General features: G+C 71.9%; 19 protein-coding genes. 12 read left to right on the forward strand and 7 right to left on the reverse strand.

Going from position 1 to position 23,574, the window contains the following annotated elements; translation table 11 throughout:
* Nucleotides 1-18: 18 nt before the first annotated feature.
* Both WMF44_RS32515 and WMF44_RS32520 read right to left on the reverse strand, forming a co-directional pair.
* Nucleotides 19-1,281: a hypothetical protein gene (locus WMF44_RS32515; protein ID WP_437293935.1), complete on the reverse strand. Its 1,263-nt coding sequence runs from the start codon at nucleotides 1,279-1,281 to the stop codon at nucleotides 19-21.
* Nucleotides 1,282-1,475: 194 nt separating this feature from the next.
* Complete coding sequence (locus WMF44_RS32520; RefSeq protein ID WP_437293936.1) at nucleotides 1,476-1,679, reverse strand: hypothetical protein; 204 nt, start codon at nucleotides 1,677-1,679, stop codon at nucleotides 1,476-1,478.
* 125 nt (nucleotides 1,680-1,804) lie between these two features.
* Between WMF44_RS32520 and WMF44_RS32525 the strand changes: the two genes are divergently transcribed.
* Both WMF44_RS32525 and WMF44_RS32530 read left to right on the forward strand, forming a co-directional pair.
* Entirely contained in the window at nucleotides 1,805-4,306 is a 2,502-nt protein-coding gene (locus WMF44_RS32525) for a M1 family aminopeptidase (RefSeq protein WP_437293937.1), read from the forward strand.
* A gap of 100 nt (nucleotides 4,307-4,406) precedes the next feature.
* The gene (locus WMF44_RS32530; protein WP_437293938.1) at nucleotides 4,407-5,021 is read left to right on the forward strand and encodes a hypothetical protein; all 615 of its coding nucleotides are present in this window, start codon (nucleotides 4,407-4,409) and stop codon (nucleotides 5,019-5,021) included.
* 224 nt (nucleotides 5,022-5,245) lie between these two features.
* Here WMF44_RS32530 and WMF44_RS32535 read toward each other — a convergent pair whose 3' ends face one another.
* Nucleotides 5,246-5,908, reverse strand: coding sequence for a hypothetical protein (locus WMF44_RS32535; RefSeq protein ID WP_437293939.1), 663 nt, complete (start codon nucleotides 5,906-5,908; stop codon nucleotides 5,246-5,248).
* A gap of 126 nt (nucleotides 5,909-6,034) precedes the next feature.
* On the opposite strand from WMF44_RS32535, the gene WMF44_RS32540 reads away from it, so the two are divergent.
* The 3 genes from WMF44_RS32540 (at nucleotide 6,035) to WMF44_RS32550 (ending at nucleotide 9,223) form a co-directional block, all read left to right on the forward strand.
* Complete coding sequence (locus WMF44_RS32540) at nucleotides 6,035-7,183, forward strand: hypothetical protein (protein ID WP_437293940.1); 1,149 nt, start codon at nucleotides 6,035-6,037, stop codon at nucleotides 7,181-7,183.
* 136 nt (nucleotides 7,184-7,319) lie between these two features.
* Nucleotides 7,320-8,462 (forward strand): hypothetical protein, encoded by a 1,143-nt coding sequence (locus tag WMF44_RS32545; RefSeq protein ID WP_437293941.1) that lies wholly within the window; start codon nucleotides 7,320-7,322, stop codon nucleotides 8,460-8,462.
* 272 nt (nucleotides 8,463-8,734) lie between these two features.
* Nucleotides 8,735-9,223, forward strand: coding sequence for a hypothetical protein (locus WMF44_RS32550; protein WP_437293942.1), 489 nt, complete (start codon nucleotides 8,735-8,737; stop codon nucleotides 9,221-9,223).
* A 27-nt stretch (nucleotides 9,224-9,250) separates the two neighbouring features.
* On the opposite strand, the gene gndA is transcribed toward WMF44_RS32550, so the two are convergent.
* Nucleotides 9,251-10,783: an NADP-dependent phosphogluconate dehydrogenase gene (gndA, locus tag WMF44_RS32555; protein ID WP_012238664.1), complete on the reverse strand. Its 1,533-nt coding sequence runs from the start codon at nucleotides 10,781-10,783 to the stop codon at nucleotides 9,251-9,253.
* A 218-nt stretch (nucleotides 10,784-11,001) separates the two neighbouring features.
* On the opposite strand from gndA, the gene WMF44_RS32560 reads away from it, so the two are divergent.
* The 4 genes from WMF44_RS32560 (at nucleotide 11,002) to WMF44_RS32575 (ending at nucleotide 16,943) form a co-directional block, all read left to right on the forward strand.
* Nucleotides 11,002-13,065 carry a hypothetical protein gene (locus WMF44_RS32560; protein ID WP_437293943.1) on the forward strand — a complete coding sequence of 688 codons (2,064 nt, stop codon included), beginning with the start codon at nucleotides 11,002-11,004 and terminating at the stop codon, nucleotides 13,063-13,065.
* A gap of 382 nt (nucleotides 13,066-13,447) precedes the next feature.
* Entirely contained in the window at nucleotides 13,448-15,001 is a 1,554-nt protein-coding gene (locus WMF44_RS32565; protein ID WP_437293944.1) for a serine/threonine protein kinase, read from the forward strand.
* A 57-nt stretch (nucleotides 15,002-15,058) separates the two neighbouring features.
* Nucleotides 15,059-16,177: a hypothetical protein gene (locus WMF44_RS32570; RefSeq protein WP_437293945.1), complete on the forward strand. Its 1,119-nt coding sequence runs from the start codon at nucleotides 15,059-15,061 to the stop codon at nucleotides 16,175-16,177.
* A gap of 46 nt (nucleotides 16,178-16,223) precedes the next feature.
* The gene (locus WMF44_RS32575) at nucleotides 16,224-16,943 is read left to right on the forward strand and encodes a hypothetical protein (RefSeq protein ID WP_437293946.1); all 720 of its coding nucleotides are present in this window, start codon (nucleotides 16,224-16,226) and stop codon (nucleotides 16,941-16,943) included.
* Between the two features lie 3 nt (nucleotides 16,944-16,946).
* On the opposite strand, the gene WMF44_RS32580 is transcribed toward WMF44_RS32575, so the two are convergent.
* Entirely contained in the window at nucleotides 16,947-17,303 is a 357-nt protein-coding gene (locus tag WMF44_RS32580; RefSeq protein ID WP_044966189.1) for a Spx/MgsR family RNA polymerase-binding regulatory protein, read from the reverse strand.
* A gap of 282 nt (nucleotides 17,304-17,585) precedes the next feature.
* Between WMF44_RS32580 and abc-f the strand changes: the two genes are divergently transcribed.
* The 3 genes from abc-f to WMF44_RS32595 all read left to right on the forward strand — a co-directional run bounded on the left by abc-f (nucleotide 17,586) and on the right by WMF44_RS32595 (nucleotide 22,247).
* Nucleotides 17,586-19,208 (forward strand): ribosomal protection-like ABC-F family protein, encoded by a 1,623-nt coding sequence (abc-f, locus tag WMF44_RS32585; RefSeq protein ID WP_012238670.1) that lies wholly within the window; start codon nucleotides 17,586-17,588, stop codon nucleotides 19,206-19,208.
* 122 nt (nucleotides 19,209-19,330) lie between these two features.
* Nucleotides 19,331-21,898 carry an ATP-binding protein gene (locus WMF44_RS32590; RefSeq protein ID WP_437293947.1) on the forward strand — a complete coding sequence of 856 codons (2,568 nt, stop codon included), beginning with the start codon at nucleotides 19,331-19,333 and terminating at the stop codon, nucleotides 21,896-21,898.
* Nucleotides 21,899-21,989: 91 nt separating this feature from the next.
* Nucleotides 21,990-22,247, forward strand: a complete 258-nt coding sequence (locus WMF44_RS32595; protein WP_437293948.1) for a hypothetical protein — start codon at nucleotides 21,990-21,992, stop codon at nucleotides 22,245-22,247.
* Between the two features lie 122 nt (nucleotides 22,248-22,369).
* Here WMF44_RS32595 and WMF44_RS32600 read toward each other — a convergent pair whose 3' ends face one another.
* Together WMF44_RS32600 and WMF44_RS32605 are read right to left on the reverse strand one after the other, a co-directional pair.
* Nucleotides 22,370-22,738, reverse strand: a complete 369-nt coding sequence (locus tag WMF44_RS32600; RefSeq protein ID WP_437293949.1) for a hypothetical protein — start codon at nucleotides 22,736-22,738, stop codon at nucleotides 22,370-22,372.
* A gap of 164 nt (nucleotides 22,739-22,902) precedes the next feature.
* A complete protein-coding gene (locus tag WMF44_RS32605; RefSeq protein ID WP_437293950.1) occupies nucleotides 22,903-23,538 on the reverse strand; it encodes a hypothetical protein in 636 nt (211 codons plus the stop codon).
* Between the last annotated feature and the right edge of the window lie 36 nt (nucleotides 23,539-23,574).

Consider the following 23,574-nt stretch of genomic DNA (forward strand, 5'->3'; position numbering starts at 1 on the left):
TTCTCCTCTTCATCGGCTTCATCGGCCGGCTCCGGGTCCGCGGCGCGGGCGCCTCCGCAACCGGAGCGCGAGCCCGCCGGCGGCGAGCAGCGACAGGGCTCCCCCTCCGTACGGCGCGGGCCCCGCCGCGCAGGCGCAGGCGCCGCCCTGGACCGCATCACCCGGCAGGAGATCCGGTTCGCCCGGGCCGCCCGCGCCGCTCGACGCCCCGCCGTCGACGCAGCGCCCGGTCGGCGCGCAGCGCAGGCCCGCGCCGCACTCGGACGAGCCCGGCGAGCACGGGCCGCACTGCCCGCTGGCACACACGAGATCGCCGCACTGGGCGTTCGACGTGCAGGTATTCCCGGGCGTGGGGACGCACCGGTAATCCGCGGAGCAGTCCTCGTCCGCGTCGCAGTCGACATCGTCGACGCACGACACCGGCAGGATGCAGTCGCCGTCCACGCAGATGCCCCTGCCGGCGCAGTCCGCGTCGCGCGTGCAGCCGGAGGGCGGGACGATCACGTCGGGCACGCGGTCGCCGTCCGCGTCGCCGGCCACGCACGGCGCGGAGAGGCCGATGTCGAGATCGCCCGGCCCGAGCGCCGCCGCGTCGTTCACCGACCGGAAGTACAGGTTCGCCTCGCACGCCACGCCGACGCCCACGAGGTCGAGCGCGATGGATGCCTGCGCGTACCCCCGCGTCGCGTCGTTGATCAGCAGGGGGTCCATGTCCGTCCCTGCCTCGGTCGCGACCTGCGCGTCCGTCACGTCGACGGGCTCGTACCGCCCCGACGCCCCGGAGAAGGACCAGACCCTCACGAGCGTGCCGTCGCCCTTCACGCCGAGCACGACCTCGTAGCCGCCCGGCGACCCGTCGTTCGTGAACCGGTCGTCGATCCCCGCCGTCGCGGCGGTGCCGCCGGTCTGCCGGTTCCTGTCGGTGTCGATGAACACGAAGAGCGTCGCCTCCCCGCTGATCGCGGTCGTCTCCGACACGTACCCGCGCACCCAGAACCGCCCGGCGGCGGCGACCGCGTACGCGGACCGGAAGTCGATCGATCGCTCCGGCGCGTCGAAGGCCTCGCCGTCGCCCGCGACGTCCTCCTCGCCGTAGGGCCACCTCGGCTCCCCGGTCCTGTCGATCGCGACGATCTCGTCGAGCACCGGCGTCGTCCGCCCGCCCGTCCACGTCTGAGCGGACGAGCTCCTCGGAAGGAGCGCGACGCCGAGCGCCGCGCCCAAAGCCAGGGGCGCGACCCACGAGCGCCCCCGCGCGCACCCATCTTTGTGTTGTGCCATGGCGGGGAGCATCCTCGCACAGGTCGCCGCAACCCTTACAAATGAAAGGCGATTCGCGCCCAGAGTGCGCAAGGGTGCGCGACTGCAATACCATGCATCCCCACCGTCGTTCGCGCGCGAGCGGGACGGGGGAGAAGCGCTCACCGTCGGTGCGATGTCGATGCGCTCACCCTCCGTGCCGACTGGGCAGCTGATCATCGCTCCTCCCTGCCCGCGCGCACGAAGCGCGGAGAGCACGGCAGAGCACGGTAGAGCGCGATCGCGCGCGCCGGAGGCGCGGCCTCCACGCGCGGCGGCCCGGAGCGACGAGCGGCCGTGACGCGGGCGACCGAGCGCCCCTTCTTTTCATCACCGAGCGGCTCGCCGGGGCCTCCGGCGCGATCACCTGGCTTGGCCACGCGCCCGGGTTCTGTAACTGTCCCGCGGTCAGTTACGCGTCGCTGCGCCGCCGTGGGCTCGGGGGGTCCGAGCGCTGGCGCCTGGCCGCGCGAGATGAATCCCTCTTCCGATCGAAGGAACCGCGATGCACTGCACACTCCAGAAACACCGCCCCGGAGCGCTCCGTGTGGCTTGCCTGCTGCTTGGGTCGCTCGCCGCCGCGTGCTCGGGCGAGGGCCCGGCGCCGCTCGAGGGGAGCGCGTTCGACGTCGAGCGTTACGACCTCCGGGGCGAGTTCGACTGGGAGCGGAGCCGCCTCGTGGCGACGCTGGGCCTCACGCTGTCGCTCACCGGAGACGGCCCGAGGACGGTGGTCCTCGACAGCGCCGTCGCCGAGGTGAAGGAGGTCCGGCGGAAGGGCGGCGGGGCGCTCCCGCACGCGCTCGATCCGCAGCGCCAGGCGCTCGCGATCGACCTCTCGAGCGAGCCCGAGGCGATGAGCGGCGCGCCGATCGCGCTCGAGATCGACTACGAGGCGCTCTCCGGCGACGCCCTCCGGGCGGTGCCGGCGCGCATGGGCGATCCGGTCGCCGTGCGCGCCGTCTACACGGTGTCGGAGCCGCTCGGCGCGTCGCGGTGGATGCCTTGCCACAACGCGCCCTCGGACCGGGCCATCTTCTCGATCGCGATGCGCGTCGACGGCGGCGAGGCGCTGATCGCCAACGGCGATCTCGTCGGCGACGAGGATCTCGGGGCGTCGGGCCGCCTCGTCCGGTACGAGACCGCCTACACGCTGCCGCCCTACCTCATGGCGTTCGCGATCGGCGACTTCGAGGTCGAGCGCGGGACGAAGGGCGATCTCCCCATCGCTGTGTGGCATCGCCGCGGGTTGCCGGGCGATCACGGCAGGATGGTGGACGAGCTCGCGCGCGCCATCGGCCGCTTCGAGGAGCTGCTCGGGCCGTACCCCTTCGAGAAATACGCGCTCGTGCTCCTGCCGGACTTCTCCGTGGGCGGGATCGAGCACGCGAGCATCAGCTTCCAGCGCGAGGAGCGGAGCACGCAGCCCGCGCTCGCCTCGGATCTCCTGCTGACGACGCACGAGCTCTCGCACCAGTGGTTCGGCGACCTCGTGACGGTGGAGACCTGGGACGACCTCTGGATCAAGGAGGGCATGGCGACGTTGCTCGAGCAGGAGGGTGTCCGCGTCTACACGGACGAGAGCGGCGCGGGGACGCTGAACGGCGACGAGCTCGGCCCCCGGGACGGCGACGCCGTCCGCGATCCGTCGCTCGCGCCGGGCGAGAAGTACACGAGCGGCCCTTACGGCCGCGCCGCCTGGCTGCTCACCCAGATCCGCAGCCTCGCCGGCGAGGAGGCGTTCTGGTCGGCGCTCCGCGGGGTGCTCGAGGAGCGCCGGTTCGGGACCATCGGCACGGACGCGTTCCTCGACGCCTTCGCGCCGGCGCTCGGCCCGGAGGCGGCCGCGCGCGCGCGGCGCGCGGTCGTGGCCAAGGCGCTCCCGTGGCTCACGGTCGACCCCGCGCCCTCCGGCGGGGCGTTCGTGACGGTGCACGACCCGGAGGGCGCGCTCGTCGCGCCCCTGGAGCTCGCGTGGGTGGCCGGCGACGGCCCGGCCCGCGTGCAGACGCTCACGCCCGGCGAGCGCGTCGAGGTCGCGCCCGCGCGCCCGGGCGAGCTGCTCGTCGTCGATCCGCAGGACCGCCACCCCGAGTGGGTCTTCCTGAGCACCGACCGCGATCTCGAGGCCTACGCCGCGACGCTCGCCCCGCGCCGCGTCCCCGCGGGCCCCGAGGGCGTCTCGCGCTTCCTCGACGTGGGCGGCGCGCACCAGCTCGCCGCGCTCCAGGACGGCCTGCCCGAGGGGCTCGCGCCCGAGGAGTTCGAGGCGTTCGTCGAGGGCCTCGACGGCGAGGCGGCCCGGGCGGTATCGCTCGCCGCGGCGTGCGACGTCGCGTGCGCGCCGGGCCTCGACGCCGGCGTCCGCGGCGCGTGGTCGAGCGTGCTCACCGGCCTCCTCGCTGGAGCGCCTTACAGCTACGGCCTCGACTACGTCGGAAGCTACGCGTCGTGCAGCGCCGTCGTGTCCCCCGAAGCGCTGTTCGCCGAGGACTGGTCCGCGCTCGAGACCGGGCTCGCCTCGGGCGGCGTCTCCGACGTGCGGCTCCAGTACCTGTCCAAGTTCAAGCTGCCGCCCGAGGCGGCGCTCCGCGCGTGGGGCAGGGTCGCGACGATGGCGAGCTCGGTGCGCGCGCGCGTGCTCGCGATCCGGCACCTCGCGACGTACGTGGACGGGCTCGACCCGGCTGCCCTCTCGGACTTTCGCGCCTTCTTCGCCGGCGTGCTCGGCGCGACCGATGTCGCCGACGTCCTCGCCGCGGATCTCCGCGCCGTGGTGGCCTCCGCCGCGCCCACGGCGGCCGGCAACCAGGGAGCCCTGGACGGCCTCGCCCGGGTGCTCCGCTCGCCCGCGGCCCGCTCGGCCCACCCCGCCGCCGTCTGCGCGGCGTTCACGTTGACGAGGGGTGACGAGCAGGCTTTCCGCCGCTTCGCCGCGGGGATCGAGGGCGCCGGCGTGACGGACACCACCGCCGATCTGCTGCGCTCTCCCGTCCATTGCCTCTGACGCGCGCTCGCCACGACATCCCATCTCCCCCCGCCGGCCTCGCTCCGTGGCGAGGCCGGCCCTCTGCGCGGTAACCGAACGCTGCTATGCTCCGCTGCCCATGTCGGAGCTCGTCCAACTTCTTCGCCAGAACGCCCCGATAGCTCGCATCGCCGAGCACCTCGATGGCCTGACGCACGAGGAGCGCCGCAGCGCCCTGTCGACCACGACGCGCGTGGATCAGCGGGCGCTCTATGCCGCCGCGAGCCACGCCCCCCCGCTCACGCTCGACTTCTTCGTCCCGGACGGCACCCCGCGCCGCGTGGCGGTTCGTCACGAGGGCAGGAACAGCCTTCCTCTCCCGTCCACATTCCGTTTCTTCGAGAAGCGTTTTGCCTTGCCCGAGGACGGCAGCGCGCGGCTCTTCGGTTACAACGAGGGTTCCACGCGTCCCTGGATTGGCCCGGGTTTCTTCGTCGCGGTCCCGACGGCCGGCAATCCTGCGTGGCAGGAGCGTGGCGGCATCGTGATCGACTACTTCCAGGTCCCTGACGGCCCTGTACCTGACGGCTGGCCCCGGGTCGTCCCCAACAGCAAAGGACTCCAGTTCTTCGTCTACAACGGAACCCGTGATTTCATGCGTCGGGTCTCGAAGGACGTGTCCATCGGCGCGGCGTTCAAGGGCGAGCGTTCGCTCGACCATTACTTCACGCTCTGCCGCTCGCCGTCCGCGTAGAACGCCGATCAGCTTGGCAAGCATAAAATGGGACGCCAGAAGACGCCAAAACACGCCAGAAGACGCCAAGAAAACAATAAATTCTGGCGTCTTCTGGCGTGTTTTGGCGTCTTCTGGCGTCCCAACTTCTCGCTGTTTGCGTGCGGCTTCAACCCGTTTGTCGCGCTAGCCGTTCCTCTCCAATCGTAATTCGCCCCCTTTCCCCACCGAGGACGCCTCGCCCCCTAGTTTGGCTGGGGCCCCCCGCCCAGCCGCGCCAGCATCCCCTTTCGCAGGAGCCCCACCTTGTTCCGCATCGCGGTCACCTGTTGCCGCATCCCGTCCGCCTGCTCCGCGAGGTCGACGATCCCCGCGGCCGTCGCCGCCTGGGCGAGGGCGCGCGCCTCGTCGGCGAGGCGCCCCATGCGCCCTTCCACCTCGTCCATCGCCGCCACCACCTCGTGGATCTGCTCCGGCGTCGTCGCCTCCCGCTGGCGCGCCGCGGTCTCCTGAACCAGCTGGTTGATGCTCCGCCCCTCCTCCCCGAGCGCCGCGAAGCGCTGGAACAGCTCCCCGAGCTGCTCCGCCCGCCGCTTGATCTCCTCGCCGCGCGCCGCGAGCGCCGTGGCGGTCGCCTCGTGGCGATCCCGCGCCGCCGCGATCGCCGCGATGAGCGACCCGAGCGCCATGCTCACCCGCTGCTGCGCCTCGGCCGCCTCGGTCGTCGACTTCGCCGCGCGCTCGATCCCCTTGCGGGTGTCGAGGGAAAGCCGCCGCGCCGACTCCGCGAGCTCCTCGAAGCGGACGAGCTCGCGCTCGAGCGCATGCGCCGCTTCCGCGAGCTCGCCCCCGCCCTTGCCGTGATCGTCCTTCCCGCCCCCACGGCCGTTCTTCTCGCGCTTGTTCACGTCACACTCCCTGCGCTGCCTGTCCACCTCCTGGGAGGCCCCGCCGTTTCGCCTGCAAGCGATGTTCGGACCGGTGTACTGTATCAAAACGGCGGCCCGTACGTCGGACGCACCTCGGAGGAACGGATGCGAAGCGCGTGGCTCGTCCTCGTCGGAGTTCATGCCCTGCTGGGCTGCGGGGCTGCGCCGCGGAGAGAGCCTGCCGCCGACGCCGACCCCACGCACGCCAGGGTCGCCGCCCCGAGCGCCGTCCCGGAGGGCTCGACCCGCGAGGCGCGCGCCACCCTGCGCTCGCCCGAGGAGAAGGAGCGCGCCGCCCTGCGCCCGCCCAGGAGCACGCGCGCCCGCGACACCGCGCCCGAGGCCCCCAAGCCGCGCGCCCCGATCCCGCTGTCCGACAAGGCGAGCACGCCTGTCCGCTCCGCTGGGAACGCCCGACCGCCCGTGAAGGAGCGCGCCCCGATCCCGCTGCCCGGGAAAGGCAGCGCCGCGCGCTCGATCGAGGCCGACTGCAAGGCGCTCGGCCCGGAGGTCCAGAAAGCCTCGCGGATGATCGAGGTGCTCCGGCAATCCGACCTGAACACGCCGCCCGACGTGCTCGGAAGGATCGCGGATCGGCTCGACCTCTGGGCCCGCGCGGCCGCGGTCCAGGCCTCCGATCCGGAGCTCGCCCAGGGCGCCAAGGACATCCGGGAGAGCTTCGCCCGGACCGGCGCCGCGGCCCGCAAGCTCCAGGCGTCGCTCGGCGCTCACGACCGCAAGAAGGCAGGTGTCGCCCGCGCCGGCCTGGAGAGGGAGCTCGACCAGGACGCCAAGGCCGTGAGGGGCATCGCCGCCCGTTGCAAGAGCAACCCCTATGACCCGATCAAGGGCAAAGCCCACATCCCGCCTCACGTCGTGCGGAGCGTCGTCCAGGAGCGCTTCGGCGAGATGCGCGCTTGCTTTGAAAAGGGCCTTCGCCTGAACCCCAAGCTCCAAGGGCGCCTGCCCGTACACCTCGTCGTCGATGGCGAAGGGAAGGTCACCTACGCGGGTGACGCCGACCGCCCGCCCGAGGACGCGCCGCTCCTCATTGCGCTGCCCTCGCCCGGCGCGACGCCGCCGTCGTCGCCCGCTCCCCCGCTCCGCGACGCCAAGGTCGTCGGCTGCGTGCTCGACGTCTTCCGCGGCCTCCGATTCCCCTCCGCCGCAGACCGCAAGAGCGTTGCCACGGTGGTCTATCCCGTCGTCTTCGGTGTGGACGACAACCGCTCTCCAGCGACCTCCTCCAGGTGACGCAGAGCGCAATCGCGGCGGCGAGGCGCTGGCCGCTTGCCGTCCGGGCGAGGCCGACGCCAAGCACGCTCAGCCTCACTTGCGCCGCTTGCAAAGTTATTTCCTTCTCAGGGGCCTGAGGGTAAGCATTCCGCCGATGAAGCTCTCGCTCACCGAGCTCCAGGACATCCGCCGCACGCTCGCGGCGCGCGTCGTCTTCGGCCTCTCCACGCCCGGCACCGAGATCGCCGCGCTCCCTGCCTATCTCGCGCCGCCGCCGGGAGGGATGATGGGCCGCGCCGTGGTGGTCGACGCCGGCGGCACGAACCTGCGCGCCGCCATCGTGGAGCTCTTGCCGGGAGGCCAGTCGCGCATCGTCGCCGGGCCCGTGCCTGCGAAGTTCCCGGGCGGGCCGGAGATCACGGGCGACGCCTTCTTCGACGTGCAGGCGGAGCTGGTCGAGCGCCTGGGCGCCGTGCACGGCCTGCCGGTGGGGTACTGCTTCTCGTATCCGTCGGAGACGCTGCCGTCGCTCGACGCGCGGCTGCTCCGCTGGACCAAGGGCGTCCAGGTCGCCGGGGTCGAGGGCACCAGCGTGGGCGAGCGGCTCGGCCGGGCGCTCGGCGCGCGGAGGCTCCGGCCCGGTCCGGTCCGGGTGCTGAACGACACGGTGGCGAGCCTGCTCGGGGGTGCCTTCGCGCACGGCGGGTCGCAGCCCGCGGCGTTCATCGGGCTCATCGTGGGGACGGGGACCAACATGGCCACGTTCCTCCCCGCCGGCCGGATCCCGAAGCTCAAGACGGGTCACTTCGTCGCGCCGATGGCGGTCAACCTCGAGAACGGAAACTTCAACCCTCCGCACCTCCAGCCGTTCGACGCGGAGCTCGACGCGAGCTCCGAGAACCCCGGCGCGCAGCGGTTCGAGAAGGCGGTGTCCGGGGCCTACCTGCCCCGGCTCTTCGGGCGGCTGTGTCCGGACCATGCTCCGCTGACGAGCTCCGCGGATCTCGTGCGGCTCCGCGACGAGGGCACGGACGAGGCGCGGCGGGTGGCTGGCGACCTGCTCCAGCGCTCGGCCGACCTCGTGGCGGCGGGGCTCGCGGCCGTCACCGACGTGCTCGACAGCCCTCCTGGGGTCGGCATCCTCGCGGAGGGCAGCCTCTTCTGGGGCGATCCCCGCTATGCGCCGCGGGTGCAGGAGACGCTGCGCGCCCTCGTCGGCTCCCAGGTCGAGCCCCGGATCGCCCGGCTCGAGCACGTCAACCTCATCGGGTCGGCCTGCGCCGCGCTGTTCGCCTGAGCTGCCGCGCGCCGCTTCCCCTCGCCGCTCGCTGCGCCGCGCCGGGGGCGCCGGCGTCCGCCTGGCCGTGCAGCGTCCCCGTGGGGGGTCCGAGGCGGCAGGATCACACATTTCTGGCCGAATCCGTTTTTTGCGACCACCATGACGCAGCGTTGACCCCATGGGAGGAGCTCGTCCGGTGATGTGTGAAACAACAGCGCGCTTCGGCTCGACCGGACCGGTCGGGCGGGTGGGGCGCTTCCGGTCGTCGCGGGCGGGCCCCGGTGGCCGGAATGGCTATTGTCTTTAGAGAGATGCTCCCGTCGAACCGCAGACTCGCGTTCCGCAGGCAGCCTCACCTGCTCGACGACACCGGGAGCGTCGGCGTGTGGATCACGCAGCCGGCGGGCATGGTCGTCCAGCTCTTGCGGGAGACGGTGGCGACCGGTGAGGCCGCGCGGTTCATCTCGGTCGACGCGTACCAGAAGCTCGTGAGCGTCATGCGCCCGGGGGAGCGGGCGTTCTTCATCTACGACATGACGCTCATGGTGCGGTACGAGAGCGAGGCGCGCATGATCCTGACCCAGTGGGGTCTCAACGTGCGCGACAAGATCGAGCACATCGTCGTCCGCCCGCCCCCGGAGATGAACAAGCTCGGGCGCATGGGGATCCAGACGATCGCGGCGGCGATGAGCCTGGCGGGGGTGCAGCTCGACATCGTCGACGACATCGAGCCGTTCCTGCGCGAGCAGAACCTGCGGCCGCGGATCAGCCTCACCTGAGACGAGGGACGGGAGTCGCGCGGGGCGTCAGTGCCCGCCGCCGGTGCCCTTGATGTCCAGCTGAGGACGGGAGGGGTGCGGCCAGTCGAGGTGGAAGAACTTGCCGCGCGGCTGATCCGTGCGCTCGTAGGTGTGCGCCCCGAAGTAGTCTCGCTGCGCCTGCAACAGGTTTGCAGGCAGGTGAGCCGCACGGTACCCATCGTAATACGACAGGGCCGACATGAACGCAGGCGCCCAGACGCCGTTCTGCGCCGCGATCGACACCACCTTGCGCCAGTTCGCCTGCCCCTGCTTGATCTGATCGTTGAAGTACGGATCGAGCAGCAGGTTCGTCAGGCCAGGATTGCGCGTGTACGCCTCCGTGATCTTCTGGAGGAAGCGGGCGCGGATGATGCAGCCGCCGCGCCAGATGCTCGCGATCGTGCCGAAATCAAGCGTCCACTTGTACTCCGCCTGCGCCGCCGCCATGAGCTGGAAGCCCTGCGCGTAGGCGCAGATCTTCGAGCAATACAGCGCGTCGCGGATCGCCGTGATCGTCCCCTGCCGGTCCGCGACCGGGGTCGGGGTCGGGCCAGAGAGGTGCTTCGAGGCCTCGACGCGCTCGTCCTTCAGCGCAGAGAGGCAACGCGCGAACACCGCCTCCGCGATGGCGTTCGCAGGGATTCCCATGTCGAGCGCGTTGCTGCTCGTCCACTTGCCCGTGCCCTTCTGCCCCGCCGTGTCGAGGACGAAATCGACGAACGGCTTGTCCTTCTGGACAGGGTCCTTCTGCTGGAGGATATCGGCGGTGATCTGGATGAGGTACGAGTCGAGATCTCCGCTGTTCCACTCGGAGAAGACCCGGGACATCTCGTCCTTCGACATCCCGAGCAGCCCGTCGAGGAGCGTGTACGCTTCGCAGATGAGCTGCATGTCGATGTACTCGATGCCGTTGTGGACCATCTTCACGTAGTGGCCCGCGCCGTTCGGCCCGATGTACGCCGTGCAGGGGACCCCGCCCTCCACCGGCTTGCCGGGGGACGCGCCCTCGATCGGCTTGCCGGTCGCCGGATCGACCTTGGCGGCGATCGCGCGCCAGATCGGCTCCAGGTGCTGCCAGGACGCGGGATCGCCGCCGGGCATCAGCGAGGGGCCGAAGCGCGCCCCCACCTCGCCGCCGGAGACGCCCGAGCCGAAGAACTTGCACTGCTTCGCGTACTCCTGCTCCCGGCGGATCGTGTCGGTCCAGAGCGAGTTGCCCAGATCGACGACGATATCGTCCGGCTCCACGCCCGCCTCGATGAGCTGCTTGACCACCATGTCCACCGGCGGACCGGCCTTGACCAGGATCACCGCCTTGCGCGGCTTCTTCAGCGCGCGGACGAAGTCCTTCAGCGTCTCGCAGCAGACCAGGCCGCCGGGCGTGCTCGGGTTCCTCGCGACGAAGTCCTTCGCGACCTGCACCGTGCGGTTGTACACGGCCACCTTGAACCCGTGGTCGGCCATGTTGAGCGCGACGTTCTCGCCCATGACGGCCAGCCCGATCATGCCGATGTCGCAGCTGGATGTGGCATCATTCATCCCGGTTCTTCTCCTTCACACGTGGCTCTTTCGCCGCCAGCGACCGCTGTGCTGCGCGGCCAGGACGGCGGGTCAGCAAGCCGCGAGCCGCGAATCGCAGGCCGCAGGCCCGCGCGCCGTCGATCTCGCTGGGTCGGCTGGGAGCCACGGGCGCGCATTCTGAGCAGGCCGGCGGCGCGGCGTCCAGTGCGCTCGCACGCCATGGTAGGCTCTCGCCGATGCGACCGGGCCCGGCGCTCGCAGGCCTCCTGCTCCTCGCCTCCGCAGCAGCCTCGGCCTGCGGGCCCGCCACGTACAACGCCCGCGCCGCCCGCGCCTTCGCGAACGAGGACGCCCGCCGCGCCATCATCGACGATCGCGCCGCGGATCTGGAGCGAGCGGCCTGGCTCGCCGACGAGGTCCTCTCGAGCACCCCGTACTCCCCGGGGGACGCGTGGATCGCGGCGCTCCGCCTCGACGACGACGAGGGCGAGCGGCTCCGCGCGCGCCTCGAGAAGACGCCCCCCTACGACGGAGAGCACGAGGTCCCGCTCGCCAAGCTCTACCGCGCGAAGCTCGACGAGGCGCTCGCCCGCGCGCCTCTTCGACGACGCGCGCGCGGCGAGCGCGGCGCGCCGCCCGCGTTCGCGCGCCTCTTCGACGCGCTCGCGGCGCTCGCGGCGCCGTCGCGCGAGGCGAGCGCCGTGAGCCGCCTGCCGGCCGCGTGGCAGGCGCTCGCCGAGCACGCGCGGGCGCTCGCCGCCGAGGAGCGGAACGTCGAGCGGCTCTCGGCCGGGAGGCCCCTCGGCGCCCCCGACACGCCCGAGATCGCCGCCGCGAAGGCGAGGGCCGGCGCGCGGCGGCGGGCGCTCGCCGGAGCGCAGCGGGACGTCGCGCTCGCCGCCGCCGCGCTCCGCGCGGCGAGCGCGGGGCAGGAGCCCGCCCGGACGATCGCGCGCGACGCCCTCCATGTGCTGTCGTTCGTCCTGCGGATGCACATCGAGTCGCTCGCCGTGGCGCCGTACGTCGTGAAGCAGGCCCGGCGGGTGGCGCGGGACGAGCCCGGCTACAGGGCCGCCGTGGCGCGCGCGGAGGCGATCTCCAGGGTGCTCGAGGAGCAGCGCGCGGCGCTCTCCGCCTGCGCCGAGGCGCTCTCCGCGCCGGCGCGGACGCCGCTCGAGGACACGGCGGGCTTCGAGGCGCAGGAGGGCTTTCTCGAGCAGGGCCGGGCGATCAGCCTCGACGCCGTCCACCTGAAGCTGAAGGGCGACGTCGAGCTCCTGTTCTTCCACCAGCTCGCGAGCGCGGGCTCCTCCGGAGGCGTCAACGATTACCGGGGCAGGACGCGGCGGCTCGCCTACGACGTCGATCCGGTGTTCATGGTCGGCGGCCGGGCGCTGCTCACGTACGACTTCGACCACGCGCGCGACGCCGCGCGCCTCAACGCCGGCTTCAAGACCGACCGGCTGTTCTCGTCGGGCGGCGACATCCAGTACGACGGCTCGCTCGGCAGGCTCCTCGGGCTGAACGGCCTCGCGAGCGACGTCTTCGACATCGGCGCCGACCTCGCCGGCGTGAGCACGAGCCTCAAGATCGCGCGCTTCACCGCAGGGAACGTGACCGAGCTCGCCGTCGATCCGGCGACCGACCGCGACGCCGGCGCCGTCGCCAGCGCGCCCTTCCAGCTCTTGCTCCGCCAGATCGACGTCGGCTTCGACGTGACGAAGCTCTTCCCGGAGGCCGCGGACGACCTCTACCTCGAGGAGCTGCTCGCGGGCTTCAGGTACATCGACTACAAGCTCCCGCGCATCTTCTATGCGCTCCGCGAGCGGGACGCGGGCGAGGGCGACGTCTATGTCTTCGAGCGGCAAAGCCCCGCCCAGAGCGTGACGTCGCGGTTCTACCAGGGCGGCTTCAGCGTGCGGATGGGCAACGGCGAGTGGCCGCGGCTCGCGCCGTTCGGCGATCTCGGCCTCTACGGCGGCGCCGGCCCGGTGCGCTACGCCTTCTCCGCGGATCCCGCGGTCCCCGGCGCCCCGCGCGAGGTCGACGAGGCGACGATGATCGCGCTCTCCGGCAACGTGTCGGTGGGGCTCCGGCTCCGCTTGACTTCGTACCTCAGCCGGCTCCGCCTGCTCACCGAGCTGTCCTACAACGTGGAGGCGATCGGCCAGGGTATCATATCCAGCATCCGCGCGACCAGACGCGGAGACGAGACGATCTACACGATCGGTCGCAAGCTCGATATCGGCGGGTTCGACGTGTTCCACGGGCCCCGGCTGCTCGCGGTGCTCGTGCTCTGACGGGACAGGCGGCGCCCCGCGCTCCGCCCGTGCATCGGACGATGTCGATGTGTCTGTCGTGAAAAACGATCAGAACGGACGGGCGCCGCATCCGCCTCATCCGCCGCTTCACCGCTGCAGAGCCCCGTAAGCCACGGAATCACGGGATCTTCTCGCGACGACGAGCGACGACGAGCGACGACCTGCGACGACGGTCGGGGCCCCGCGCGAACGGCGCCAATCAGCGCAGGGTACTACCTGGTGCGCAGACCTAACGAACGCGCCCTACATTGGGGGAGTTTCATGTGGGGAGTCTTACGGCCCACAAGTTTGTAAGGTCTGCAAGTTAACGAGTGCGGTCGTCCGACCAGGTGGTGTAACCTCGTTCGACGCGGGTGAGACTATGTCGCTGAACTTCAACGAGGGGATGCTGTTCGCTGGTAGGTACCGCGTCGTGCGCAGCATCGCGACGGGTGCGATGGGGGCGGTCTACGAGGTCGTCCACGTCGAGACGGATCGGCGGCGGGCGCTCAAGGTCATGCACCCGCACCTCGCCGAGAACCCCGAGTTCCACGCGCGGTTCAAGCTCGAGGCGCGCATCGCCGCGCGCATAGCGACCGAGCACATCGTCGAGGTGTTCGACGCCGGGATCGACCTGGACACCGGCATGCCGTTCCTCGTGATGGAGCTGCTCCGCGGCGAGGAGCTCAGCAAGCGCATCCGCCGCGGCGGGCGCCTGCCGCCGGAGAACGCCATCGCCTACCTGCGCCAGACGGCGCACGCCCTGGACAAAACGCACGCGGCCGGCGTGGTCCACCGCGATCTGAAGCCCGCGAACCTCTTCCTCGCGGCGAGCGACGACGACGACGAGATCCGGATCAAGGTGCTTGACTTCGGCATCGCAAAGCTGGTCGCCGAGACGGCGGTCGAAGGGGCGAACACCGCCGCCCTCGGGACGCCGCTCTACATGGCGCCCGAGCAGTTCAGCGGCGAGACGATCACGCGGGCGGTCGATCTCTTCGCGCTCGGCATGATCGCGTACACGACCCTCGTCGGCAAGGCCTACTGGCTGAACGACATGCGCGAGTACAGTAACTCGCTGGCGTTCGCGGTGATCGCGATGCACGGCCCGCAGGAGCCCCCTTCCGTGCGCGCGGAGAAGGAGGGGGTGAAGCTGCCCCCGGGCTTCGACGCGTGGTTCGCGAAGGCGACGGCGCGCGACCCCGGGACGCGCTTCCCGACCGCTTCGTCCACGGTGGAGGCGCTCGCCGAGGTCTTCGACATCGCCCCCATGACGGTCAGGTCGTCGCGCCTGGCCGTGCTGGAGACGCCGTTCCCGCGGATGAGCCCTGCCAGCCAGGGGCCCGCGTCGTCGATGCCCGTGGCCGCCCAGTCGTCCAGCACGGGCGTGGAGACCCGGGTCGGCACCGGCACCGGCGCCGGCACCACCGCGGGGCCGCGGAGCCGATCCGCGCTGGCCGTCGCGGCCATCGCGCTGGTCGGCGGCAGCGCCATCGCCCTCGCCGCGTTCAGCAGGGGCGGGTCCCCGGCCCCCGGCCCCGCCGAGCACGCGCAGGCGGCGCAGGCGGCGCAGGCGGCGGCCGTCGCGCCGCCCTCCACGCCGCCGGATGCCGCTCCGGGCGCCGCCCGTCCCGAGGCGGCCGGCACGCCCAGCTCGACCGACCTCGCGGCGCCAGCGAGCTCCGCCTCCGCGCCGCCAGCGAGCTCCGCCTCCGCGCCGCCCGCGAGCTCCGCCTCCGCGCCGCCCGCGGACGGCGGCCTGGCCATCGATCCCGAAGTGCTGGCGAACGCAAAGGCCTCGCCGGCGCCGCGCGCCCCGGCGCCGCCGCGCACCCCGGCGCCGCCGCCCGGCGCCTGGCGCAAGATCGCGCCGGCCGCCTCCTCCCCCGCCGCCCCCACGGCGAAGCCCCGGGAGTCGCTCTACGGGGCAGACTGAGCGCGGCCCCACAACGCGCTGATTTTTTGCCTGGGGCGGTCCCAAAGGAGGTATCTCATGTTACCTCCGATGCGAACCTTCTGGCCCGGGTCCGTCTTGATCGGACTCCTGTGCATTGCTGTCACCGCGCCGGCGAACGCGCAGCCTGACGCCGTGGCCGTGGCCGAGTCGCTCTTCAACCGCGGCCTCGCGGACATGCTGGCGGGGAAGTACCAGACCGGCTGCCCTGCCCTCACCGAGAGCTACCGGCTCGATCCTCGCGCAGGGCGGCTGTTCACGCTCGCCGAGTGCGAGGCCAAGTGGGGGCGCACCGCGACAGCGGTCGCGCGCTACAACGACTTCCTTTCGTTCTACTCCCGCCTGTCCGAGTCCGAGCAGCTCAAGCAGTACGATCGCTACAAGCTCGTGCTCGAGCAGCGCGACGCGCTCGTGCCGCTCGTGCCACAGCTCACGCTGTCGCTGCCGGCCGACGCGCCCGCCGGGACGCTGGTCCAGCGCGACGGCATCACGCTGGAGGGGCCTTCGCTCGGGATCGCGCTCCCCGTCAACCCGGGCGAGCACGTCGTGACGACGAGGGCGCCCGGCGGGCCCACGCACGAGGTGCGGTTCACGATCGAGAAGTCGGAGCAGAAGACGATCGAGCTCGAGGTGAAGCTCCCCGAGGCGCCGCCCGCGACGCCGGCGGATCAGCCGCCCACCCATCCGTCCGCCCTGCCGCCGTCGCAGCGCGACGAGGGCGCGTCGCGGACGCCGGCGCCGGCCGGGACCAGCGGCCGGCGCGTGCTGGCGTACGTGGCGGGCGGGCTCGGCCTGGGCGGGCTGATCGCCGGGGGCGTGACGGGAGCGATGGCGCTCAGCGAGAGCCGCCTCGCGGAGGAGGACTGCGACGACGTCGGCTCCGGCAGGGCGGTATGCAAGACCGCCGAAGGGAAGGCCGCTGGAAAGCGCGCGAAGGACCTGGGGCTCGTGAGCACGATCGGCTTCGGCGCCGGGGCGGCGCTGGCCGGCACGGCGCTCGTGCTCTTCCTGACGGAGCCCTCCTCGTCCGGTTCGCAGGCCAGCGCGACCACCGGCGCGCAGGCCGGCGCCGCGCCCCGCCACCCCGCAGGCGCGGTGAGCTGGTCGCTGCTCGCGGGACCGACCGGCGGCGGCGTCGTGGTGCGCAGCCAGTGGTGAACCAGCCCGCGCCCTGGCGGGTGAGGCGGGGAGGAAAGGGCAACTCATGATCACGAAGACCACGATGGCCATGTTCGCGGTCGCAGCCTCCGGTCTGCTCGCAGGCTGCACGGAGACGCTCGACTCGCAGCAGATCAAGACCGGGGGGATCTCGGCGACCCTGGAGGCGATCGCCGAGAGCGCGTCGTCCACGACCCTGCGGGCCACCCTCAAGGCCGGCGGCGACGAGAGCAACACGTACATCATCCTGAGCGCGGGAGATCGGATCTCGGCGACCGTGGACGGCGAGGCGGTCGCGATGTCCGCCGAGAGCGATGGCGTCTACGAGGCCGCCGTCAACGTCGGCGCGGGAGGCACCGAGATCAAGGTGCTCCTGGACCGCGACGACGAGGGCGACGACGACGCGACGAACAACGTGGGGACGCTCCCCGAGCCGTTCGACCTCGAGGCGCTGCCCAGAGAGCCAGTCCCGCGCGGCGAGGACCTCACGATCGCCTGGGCGCCGAGCGCGTCCGGGGACGACATGGTGATCGACGTGAAGGGCGACTGCATCTTCTCCAAGACGTTCGATGTGGGGGGCGACCCGGGGACGTACACCATCGACGCGGGCGAGCTGGAGGCGACCAGCTCGCGGGAGCCCGAGAGCTGCGACGTGGACGTCGTGATCCGCCGCTCGCGCAACGGCACGACGGACAACAACCTGGACCCGGAGAGCTCGTTCGAGCTGAGCCAGGTCCGGGGAGGCCGCTTCACCTCGGCCCCCTGAGGCTCAGCCGAACAGCGCGGCGTAGTCGTCCTCGCGGAAGCCCACGAGCACCCGGTTTCCCTTCACCAGCACAGGCCGCTTCACGAGCTTCCCGTCCTCGGTGAGCCACCGCGTGACGTCGTCGTCGCTCGCGGCGTCCACCCGCGCCTTGCCGAGCGCGCGGTAGCTCTGCCCGCTCGTGTTGAGCCACCGGCGCACCGAGAGCCCGCTCGCTGGGACCCACCGGGCGAGCTCTGCAGCCGTCGGCGGCTCATCGACGATGGGGCGCACGGCGACGTCGACGCCGCGCTCGCCGAGCCACTTCAGCGCTCGCTTGCAGGTGCTGCAGCCGGCATAAGAGAGGATCTGGACCTTGCTCATGCCGCGCCTTCTGCCCCCTCGACCGCGCGACATCAAGCCCGGATGAGCATGAAAAAGGAGATGGAAAGCGCGCGCATAGCAGGAGAGAAAAAAAGGGGCTCCTGTGCAATGCGCCCGGAATGCGCCTGGAATGCGCCCGGAGACGAGCAATTCACCGATTGACCGCGGTCGGTGCATGGCGCGCGCCGGCGCCGACGGCGGCGGACGAAATGCCGCATCGCGCGACGGGCCGTCTGGTATAGGGGGCGCGGAAAGGAGCCGCCCCCAGCGGCAGCGCGCCTCGTGATCCGTCTCGACTCCATCAGCAAGCAGCACGGCAAGCAGATCCTCTTCCTCGAGGCCTCCGCCGCGGTGAACCGCGGCGAGAAGGTCGGCCTGGTGGGGCCCAACGGCTCGGGCAAGACGACCATCTTCCGGATGATCACCAAGGAGGAGGCGCCCGACGGCGGCCAGGTCGCCATCGATCGCGGCGTCACCGTCGGCTACTTCAGCCAGGACGTCGGCGAGATGAAGGGCAGGAGCGCCGTCGCCGAGACCATGGACGGCGCCGGCCCGGTCTCCGACGTCGCCGCGGAGCTCCGCGAGCTCGAGGCCGCGCTCGCCGACCCCGAGCGGATGGATGAGATGGAGAGCTTGATCGAGCGCTTCGGGCAGGCCCAGGCCCGCTACGAAGAGCTCGGCGGCTACGCGCTCGACGCCAAGGCGCGCGAGATCCTCGCCGGGCTCGGCTTCAGCCAGGCCATGATGGACGGCGACGTGGGCGCCCTCTCGGGCGGGTGGAAGATGCGCGTCGCGCTCGCCCGCATCCTCCTCATGAGGCCCGACGCGCTCCTGCTCGACGAGCCGACCAACCACCTCGACATCGAGTCGATCATCTGGCTCGAAGGGTACCTGAAGCAGTATGCAGGGGCGCTCGTCATGACCTCGCACGACCGAGAGTTCATGAACCGCATCGTCACCAAGATCATCGAGATCGACGGCGGCGAGCTCACCAGCTACTCCGGCAACTACGAGTTCTACGAGCAGCAGCGCGCCATCAACGAGCAGCAGGCCGAGGCGCAGTACGAGCGCCAGCAGGCGATGCTCGCGAAGGAGATGCGCTTCATCGAGCGCTTCAAGGCCCAGGCCGCCAAGGCGGCGCAGGTCCAGTCGCGCGTGAAGAAGCTGGAGAAGATCGACAAGGTCGAGCCGCCGAAGCGCAGGAGGACGATCCGCTTCGAGTTCAAGCCCGCGCCGCGCTCGGGCGACGACGTGGCGCGGCTCAGCGGGGTGAAGAAGTCGTACGGAGGGCGCTCCATCTACGACGGATTCGACCTCCTGATCCGACGCCGCGAGCGCTGGTGTGTGATGGGCGTCAACGGCGCCGGCAAATCCACCCTCCTCAAGCTCGTCGCGGGGGCCTCCGCCCCGGACGCAGGCGGCGTGAACGTCGGCGCGAGCGTGAAGCTGGGGTATTTCGCGCAGCACGCGATGGAGCTCCTCGACCCGACCCGCTCCGTCTGGGAGTCCATCGTGGCGAGCTTCCCCCAGGCCTCGATCGGCTCGCTCCGCACGCTCGCCGGCGCGTTCGGCTTCTCCGGCGACGACATCGACAAGCCCTGTCGCATCCTGTCCGGCGGCGAGAAGGCGCGCCTCGTGCTCGCGATCATGCTCTATGATCCGCCGAACTTCCTCGTGCTCGACGAGCCGACGAACCACCTCGACATGGCGACCAAGGAGATGCTCGTCGAGGCGCTCTCCTCGTTCGAGGGCACCATGCTTTTCGTCTCGCACGATCGCCGCTTCCTGGCCGCGCTGTCCAACCGCGTCCTGGAGCTCCTGCCCGACGGGCCGCGCGTGTATGGCGGGGGATACCTGGAGTATGTCGCCCAGAGCGGACACGAGGCGCCAGGCATCCGGAGCTGACCCGCGCCGACGTCGCGCGTCGCGCGCGGCGAGCAAGCTCCGCCCGGGAGCGGCGCTCTCTCGTCGATTTCGTCGATTCGAGTCGGTGCTAGGTGAACACGCGCTCAAGGATTCGCGCTATCGTGAGGTCCCCGATGGATCTGCTCGGTAGACCGAACCCAAAGCGGCTCTCCGACTTCATCCAGCGCCACCACGACGCGCTCCTGGATGCCTGGAAGTACCGAGTCCAGGCGCTCAGCCCGGCGCGGCGGCTGCCGGCGCCGAGGCCGACCGATCACCTGCCGGACATCCTCGCCTACATCGCCGAGGGCACGCGCGGCGCGGGCACGGCGGCGGCGGTCGACCGGAAGCACCGGGGGCTCCCTGGGCTCCACGCGTTGAGCCGGCTCGCCCACGGGTACGATCTCGCCGACGTCGTGATGGAGTACGCGGCGCTCCGCGCCGTGATCCTGGAGCTCTGGGAGCGGGACGGCGGCGACGGGGGGCGTGAGCTCATCCAGCTGAACGGGACGATCGACGAGGCGATCGCCGACGCGGTGTCCCGTTACCAGGCGGCGCGCGTGCGCCTGCTCCAGGCGCTCGACGCCATCTCGACGGCCGCGCTCGGAAGCAGCGATCTGGACACCTTCCTGAAGGCGCTCCTCCGCGCCACCCGGGAGGCGGCGGCCGCCGTGGACGTGGCGCTCGTCCTGCTCGGGGACGGTGACGCCCTCGAGGTCCACGCGACCGCGGGCATCGACGACGGGCCGCTGCCCGGGCCCCCGCTCGAGGCGGCGCGGGAGTTCGCCCGCGCGGTCCTCGCGCTGCGCGGGCCCACGTCGCTCGACGCCGCGGCCGGCGGCTTGCCCGTGACCGCGCGGGAGATCCGGGCGAGGGGGCTGCGCGCCGTCTACGGCGTGCCGCTGATCCACGAAGGGCACTCCATCGGCGTCGCGATCCTCGGCTCCCGCAACGCCGAGGAGTTCTCCGAGGACGACGCGCTGATGCTGCGCACGATGACCAGCCGGGCGACCGGCATCATCGTGCAGGCGCAGCTCGTCGCGAAGGAGCGCGCGGCGCGGCGCCAGGCGGACGACGCCCGCGCCCTGCTCGCGACCGTGGTCGAGCAGATGCCGGCGGGGCTCGTCATCGCCGAGCCGCCGACGGGGCGCATCCTCCTCTCGAACCCCCAGGCCGGGGCGATCTTCGGGCTGCCCCTCCTCGACATCCGCAACATCGATGGATACGCCGTCTGCCGGGGCTCCGACCCTCGGTCGGGCAGGCCGTACGAGGCCCGGGATTGGCCTCTCGCGCGGACGATCACGACCGGCGAGGTCGTGATCGACGAGGAGATCGACATCGTCCGCGACGACGGCGCGCAGGGGCGGATCCTCGTGCGCTCGGCGCCGGTCCGGGATCCGGTCGGACGCGTGATGGCGGCCGTCGTGACCTTCTTCGACATCACGGAGCGGACGCGCGCCGAGCGGGGGGAGCGCTTCCTGGCCGCAGCGAGCGCCGCCCTCAGCGACACCCTCGACTTCCAGGGCACGCTCGACCGGGTGGGGCACCTGACGGTCCCCGAGCTGGCGGACTGGTGCGTCATCCAGACGCTCCCGGACCTCGAGCAGTCGCGCGGGATCACGGTGACCCACGCGCGCCCGGAGGAGCTCCAGAGGGCGCGGGCGCTCTTCCGCGAGCTGGATCCCCCGCCGCCGCTGGTGGCGCTGCTGGAGCGGGCCCTCTGCAGCGAGCGCCCGGAGCTCATCGGGGATCTGTCGCACCCGCTGGTCGGCTCGCTCGACGAGAACGGCGCCTTCCGGCGGTTCGTCCGGGCGCTCGGGATCACGTCGGCCCTTGTGGTCCCGCTCGTCGCGCGGGGCCGCACCTTCGGCTGCATCACGCTGGCGACGGCGGGGTCCGGCCGGGTCTACGACGAGGCGGACCTCGCGGTGGCGCACGACCTGGCGCAGCGGGCGGCGCTCGCGGCGGACAACGCCCGCCTGTACGAGGCGGCGCAGCGCGCGATCGAGCTCCGGGACAACGTGCTCGCCACGGTGTCCCACGACCTCAGGAACCCCCTGAGCGCGATCCTCACGGCGGCCGCCGTGATGACGAAGCGCGCGGCGACGCGGGGAGAGAAGGGCGACACGAAGGCGATCCAGGCGATCCAGCGCTCCGCGCACCGGATGGATCGGCTGATCCATGACCTGCTCGACCTCGCGAGCCTGCGCGCCGGCCGGCTGGCGCTGCGCCGGCAGCCGCAGGATCCGCGGGAGATCGGCAGGGAGGCGGTGGAGACGTTCGAGTCGCAGGCCCAGGAGAAGGGGGTCCAGCTGGGGGTCGTGGCGGCCGACGACGTCCCGCTCGTCACGTGTGATCGCGATCGGGTGCTCCAGGTGCTCACCAACCTCCTGAGCAACGCGCTCCAGGTGACGGGCGCCCAGGGGGCGATCACGCTGCGGTGCGAGCGCGGGGAGGAGCACGTCGTCTTCTCGGTGGCCGACACGGGGCCGGGGATCCCGGAGGACGAGGTGCCCCACCTCTTCGAGCGGTTCTGGCGCGGCCAGCGGAACGGCTACAAGGGCACCGGGCTCGGGCTGGCCATCGCCCGGGAGCTCGTGGCGGCGCACGGGGGGACGATCCACGTGGAGAGCCGCGTGGGGGCGGGGACGACGTTCAGGTTCACGATCCCCGTCATCGACGAGGGGTGAGCCAGGGCGGCGGGCAGACGGGACAGCCGCCGCAGGGGAGGAGTGGACGATCGAGCGCGCCGGTCCCAGGAGCCCTCGGGAAGGAGGAGACATGGGAGTCGATACGACGCACGATCCGCCGGGCGACCCGCGCCTCGCGCACGAGGTCAGCGAGGAGAAGCGGCCTGTTCCGCAGGCGGATGTCCCGGGCGTCCGCGGGCCGATCACGCCCTCTGGCGAGCCCGAGGACACTCCGCCCGACGAGGTCGATAGCTGGGGCAGCGAAGGCGGCGCCGGCTCGTACGCGGGGGGGCCGATCATCTCGACGACGAAGATCTCCGCGCCGAGGTCGCCACGCGCGTCGGGGTAGCGGGGAAGCAGGGTTGATCCGCCCGGCCGGCGGGCGCGACACCAGGGCGACCGGTGAGCGCCGCGGACAGCGAGAAGAAATCGAGTCGACCACGGAGCTTTTCAGACGACGACCGCGCCACCTCAAGGCACCTGTGCGGACCTGGGCGCGCACCGCTGCATGTAGGCCGGCTCGGGGCAGCCGTCGTGCGTCAGGATCTCGCCGTCCAGGCACTTCACGAGCGCAGCCCGGATATCGAGGCACCTCCCCCGCCCCGCGTCCACACATCGATGCTCCGTGGTGGTCCCGTTGGCGCAGCCGTCGAGCTGGCCCTCGGGACACTCCAGGAGCGGCCCAGTCGAACAGTCGTCCTCCCGCCGCTCGCCCGCCGCGACCGTCGACGTCCCCTGGGTCGCCGGCTGCTTGCTGGAACAAGCGGCGCTCGAGACGAGCGCGAGCCCCGTGAAGAAGAGGCTCAGGCCCCGGCGGGGCGAGTGGCTGCGCGTGTTCATGCCGTCGTTCTCCGTGGATCAAGCCCGGCCGCGGGACCCCGAAGGCGGGTCGCCGCCCGAGCGGGCGGCAGCGTACTCCACGCCACGTCCACGGGACGACAGGGTCCCGGCCCGCGCTCGCCCCGTCCCGCAGGCGCGGCCCAGGTCGAGACCCGATGGCCAGGTCAAAACGCGCCGCCGCCGTGCGCGAGCAGCGCCCACGTGTCGCCGCCCGTCTGGCTCCTCGCGCCGCCGAGGCTCAGATCGTCGAAGAACGCAGGGCGGAAGTTGAACCGAGCGCCCAGCTTGACGTTGCGCGTGACGAGCCGCTCCACGCCCGCGGTGAGCGGCACCGACAGCGCGAACGCGTCGCCGCCGCGGCCCGCCCAGCCCACGTAGCCAACGCCCGCGACGACGAACGGCTGCACGACCGCCTCGTCGGCGCGCAGGATGTTGTAGCGCAGACCCGCGTCGAGCGAGGTCATCACCAGCGACTTCCCCACGATCGCGCGCTCGTTCACCGAGCCGGTGTAGTTGGCCTCGACGGCCACGCGGGGCGACATGCTCCCGGTCACCCGGACGTTCCAGCTCGGCCCGATGCCCGCGGCGCCCCCCAGGAAGCCCAGCACGCCAAGGCCGCCCTCCACCGCGACGGTGGGCTCCGGGATGCGCCGGATGAGCGGTTGATCCGCCGGAGGGAGGTTGCCTGTCGGCCGGACCTGCTGATCCCGGCCCGCCGCGCCCTGCGCCTCCGCCGCGCCGGCGAGCGCCATCATTCCGGCGGCGGTCATGGCGGCCGCCGCGAGTCGTCGCGTGCTCATTGCAGTTGTCTCCGGTTGGCTCGTTCCGTCTTCGAC

It is taken from the genome of Sorangium sp. So ce426, from assembly GCF_051475585.1.
Lineage (GTDB): Bacteria > Myxococcota_A > Polyangia > Polyangiales > Polyangiaceae > Sorangium > Sorangium cellulosum_B.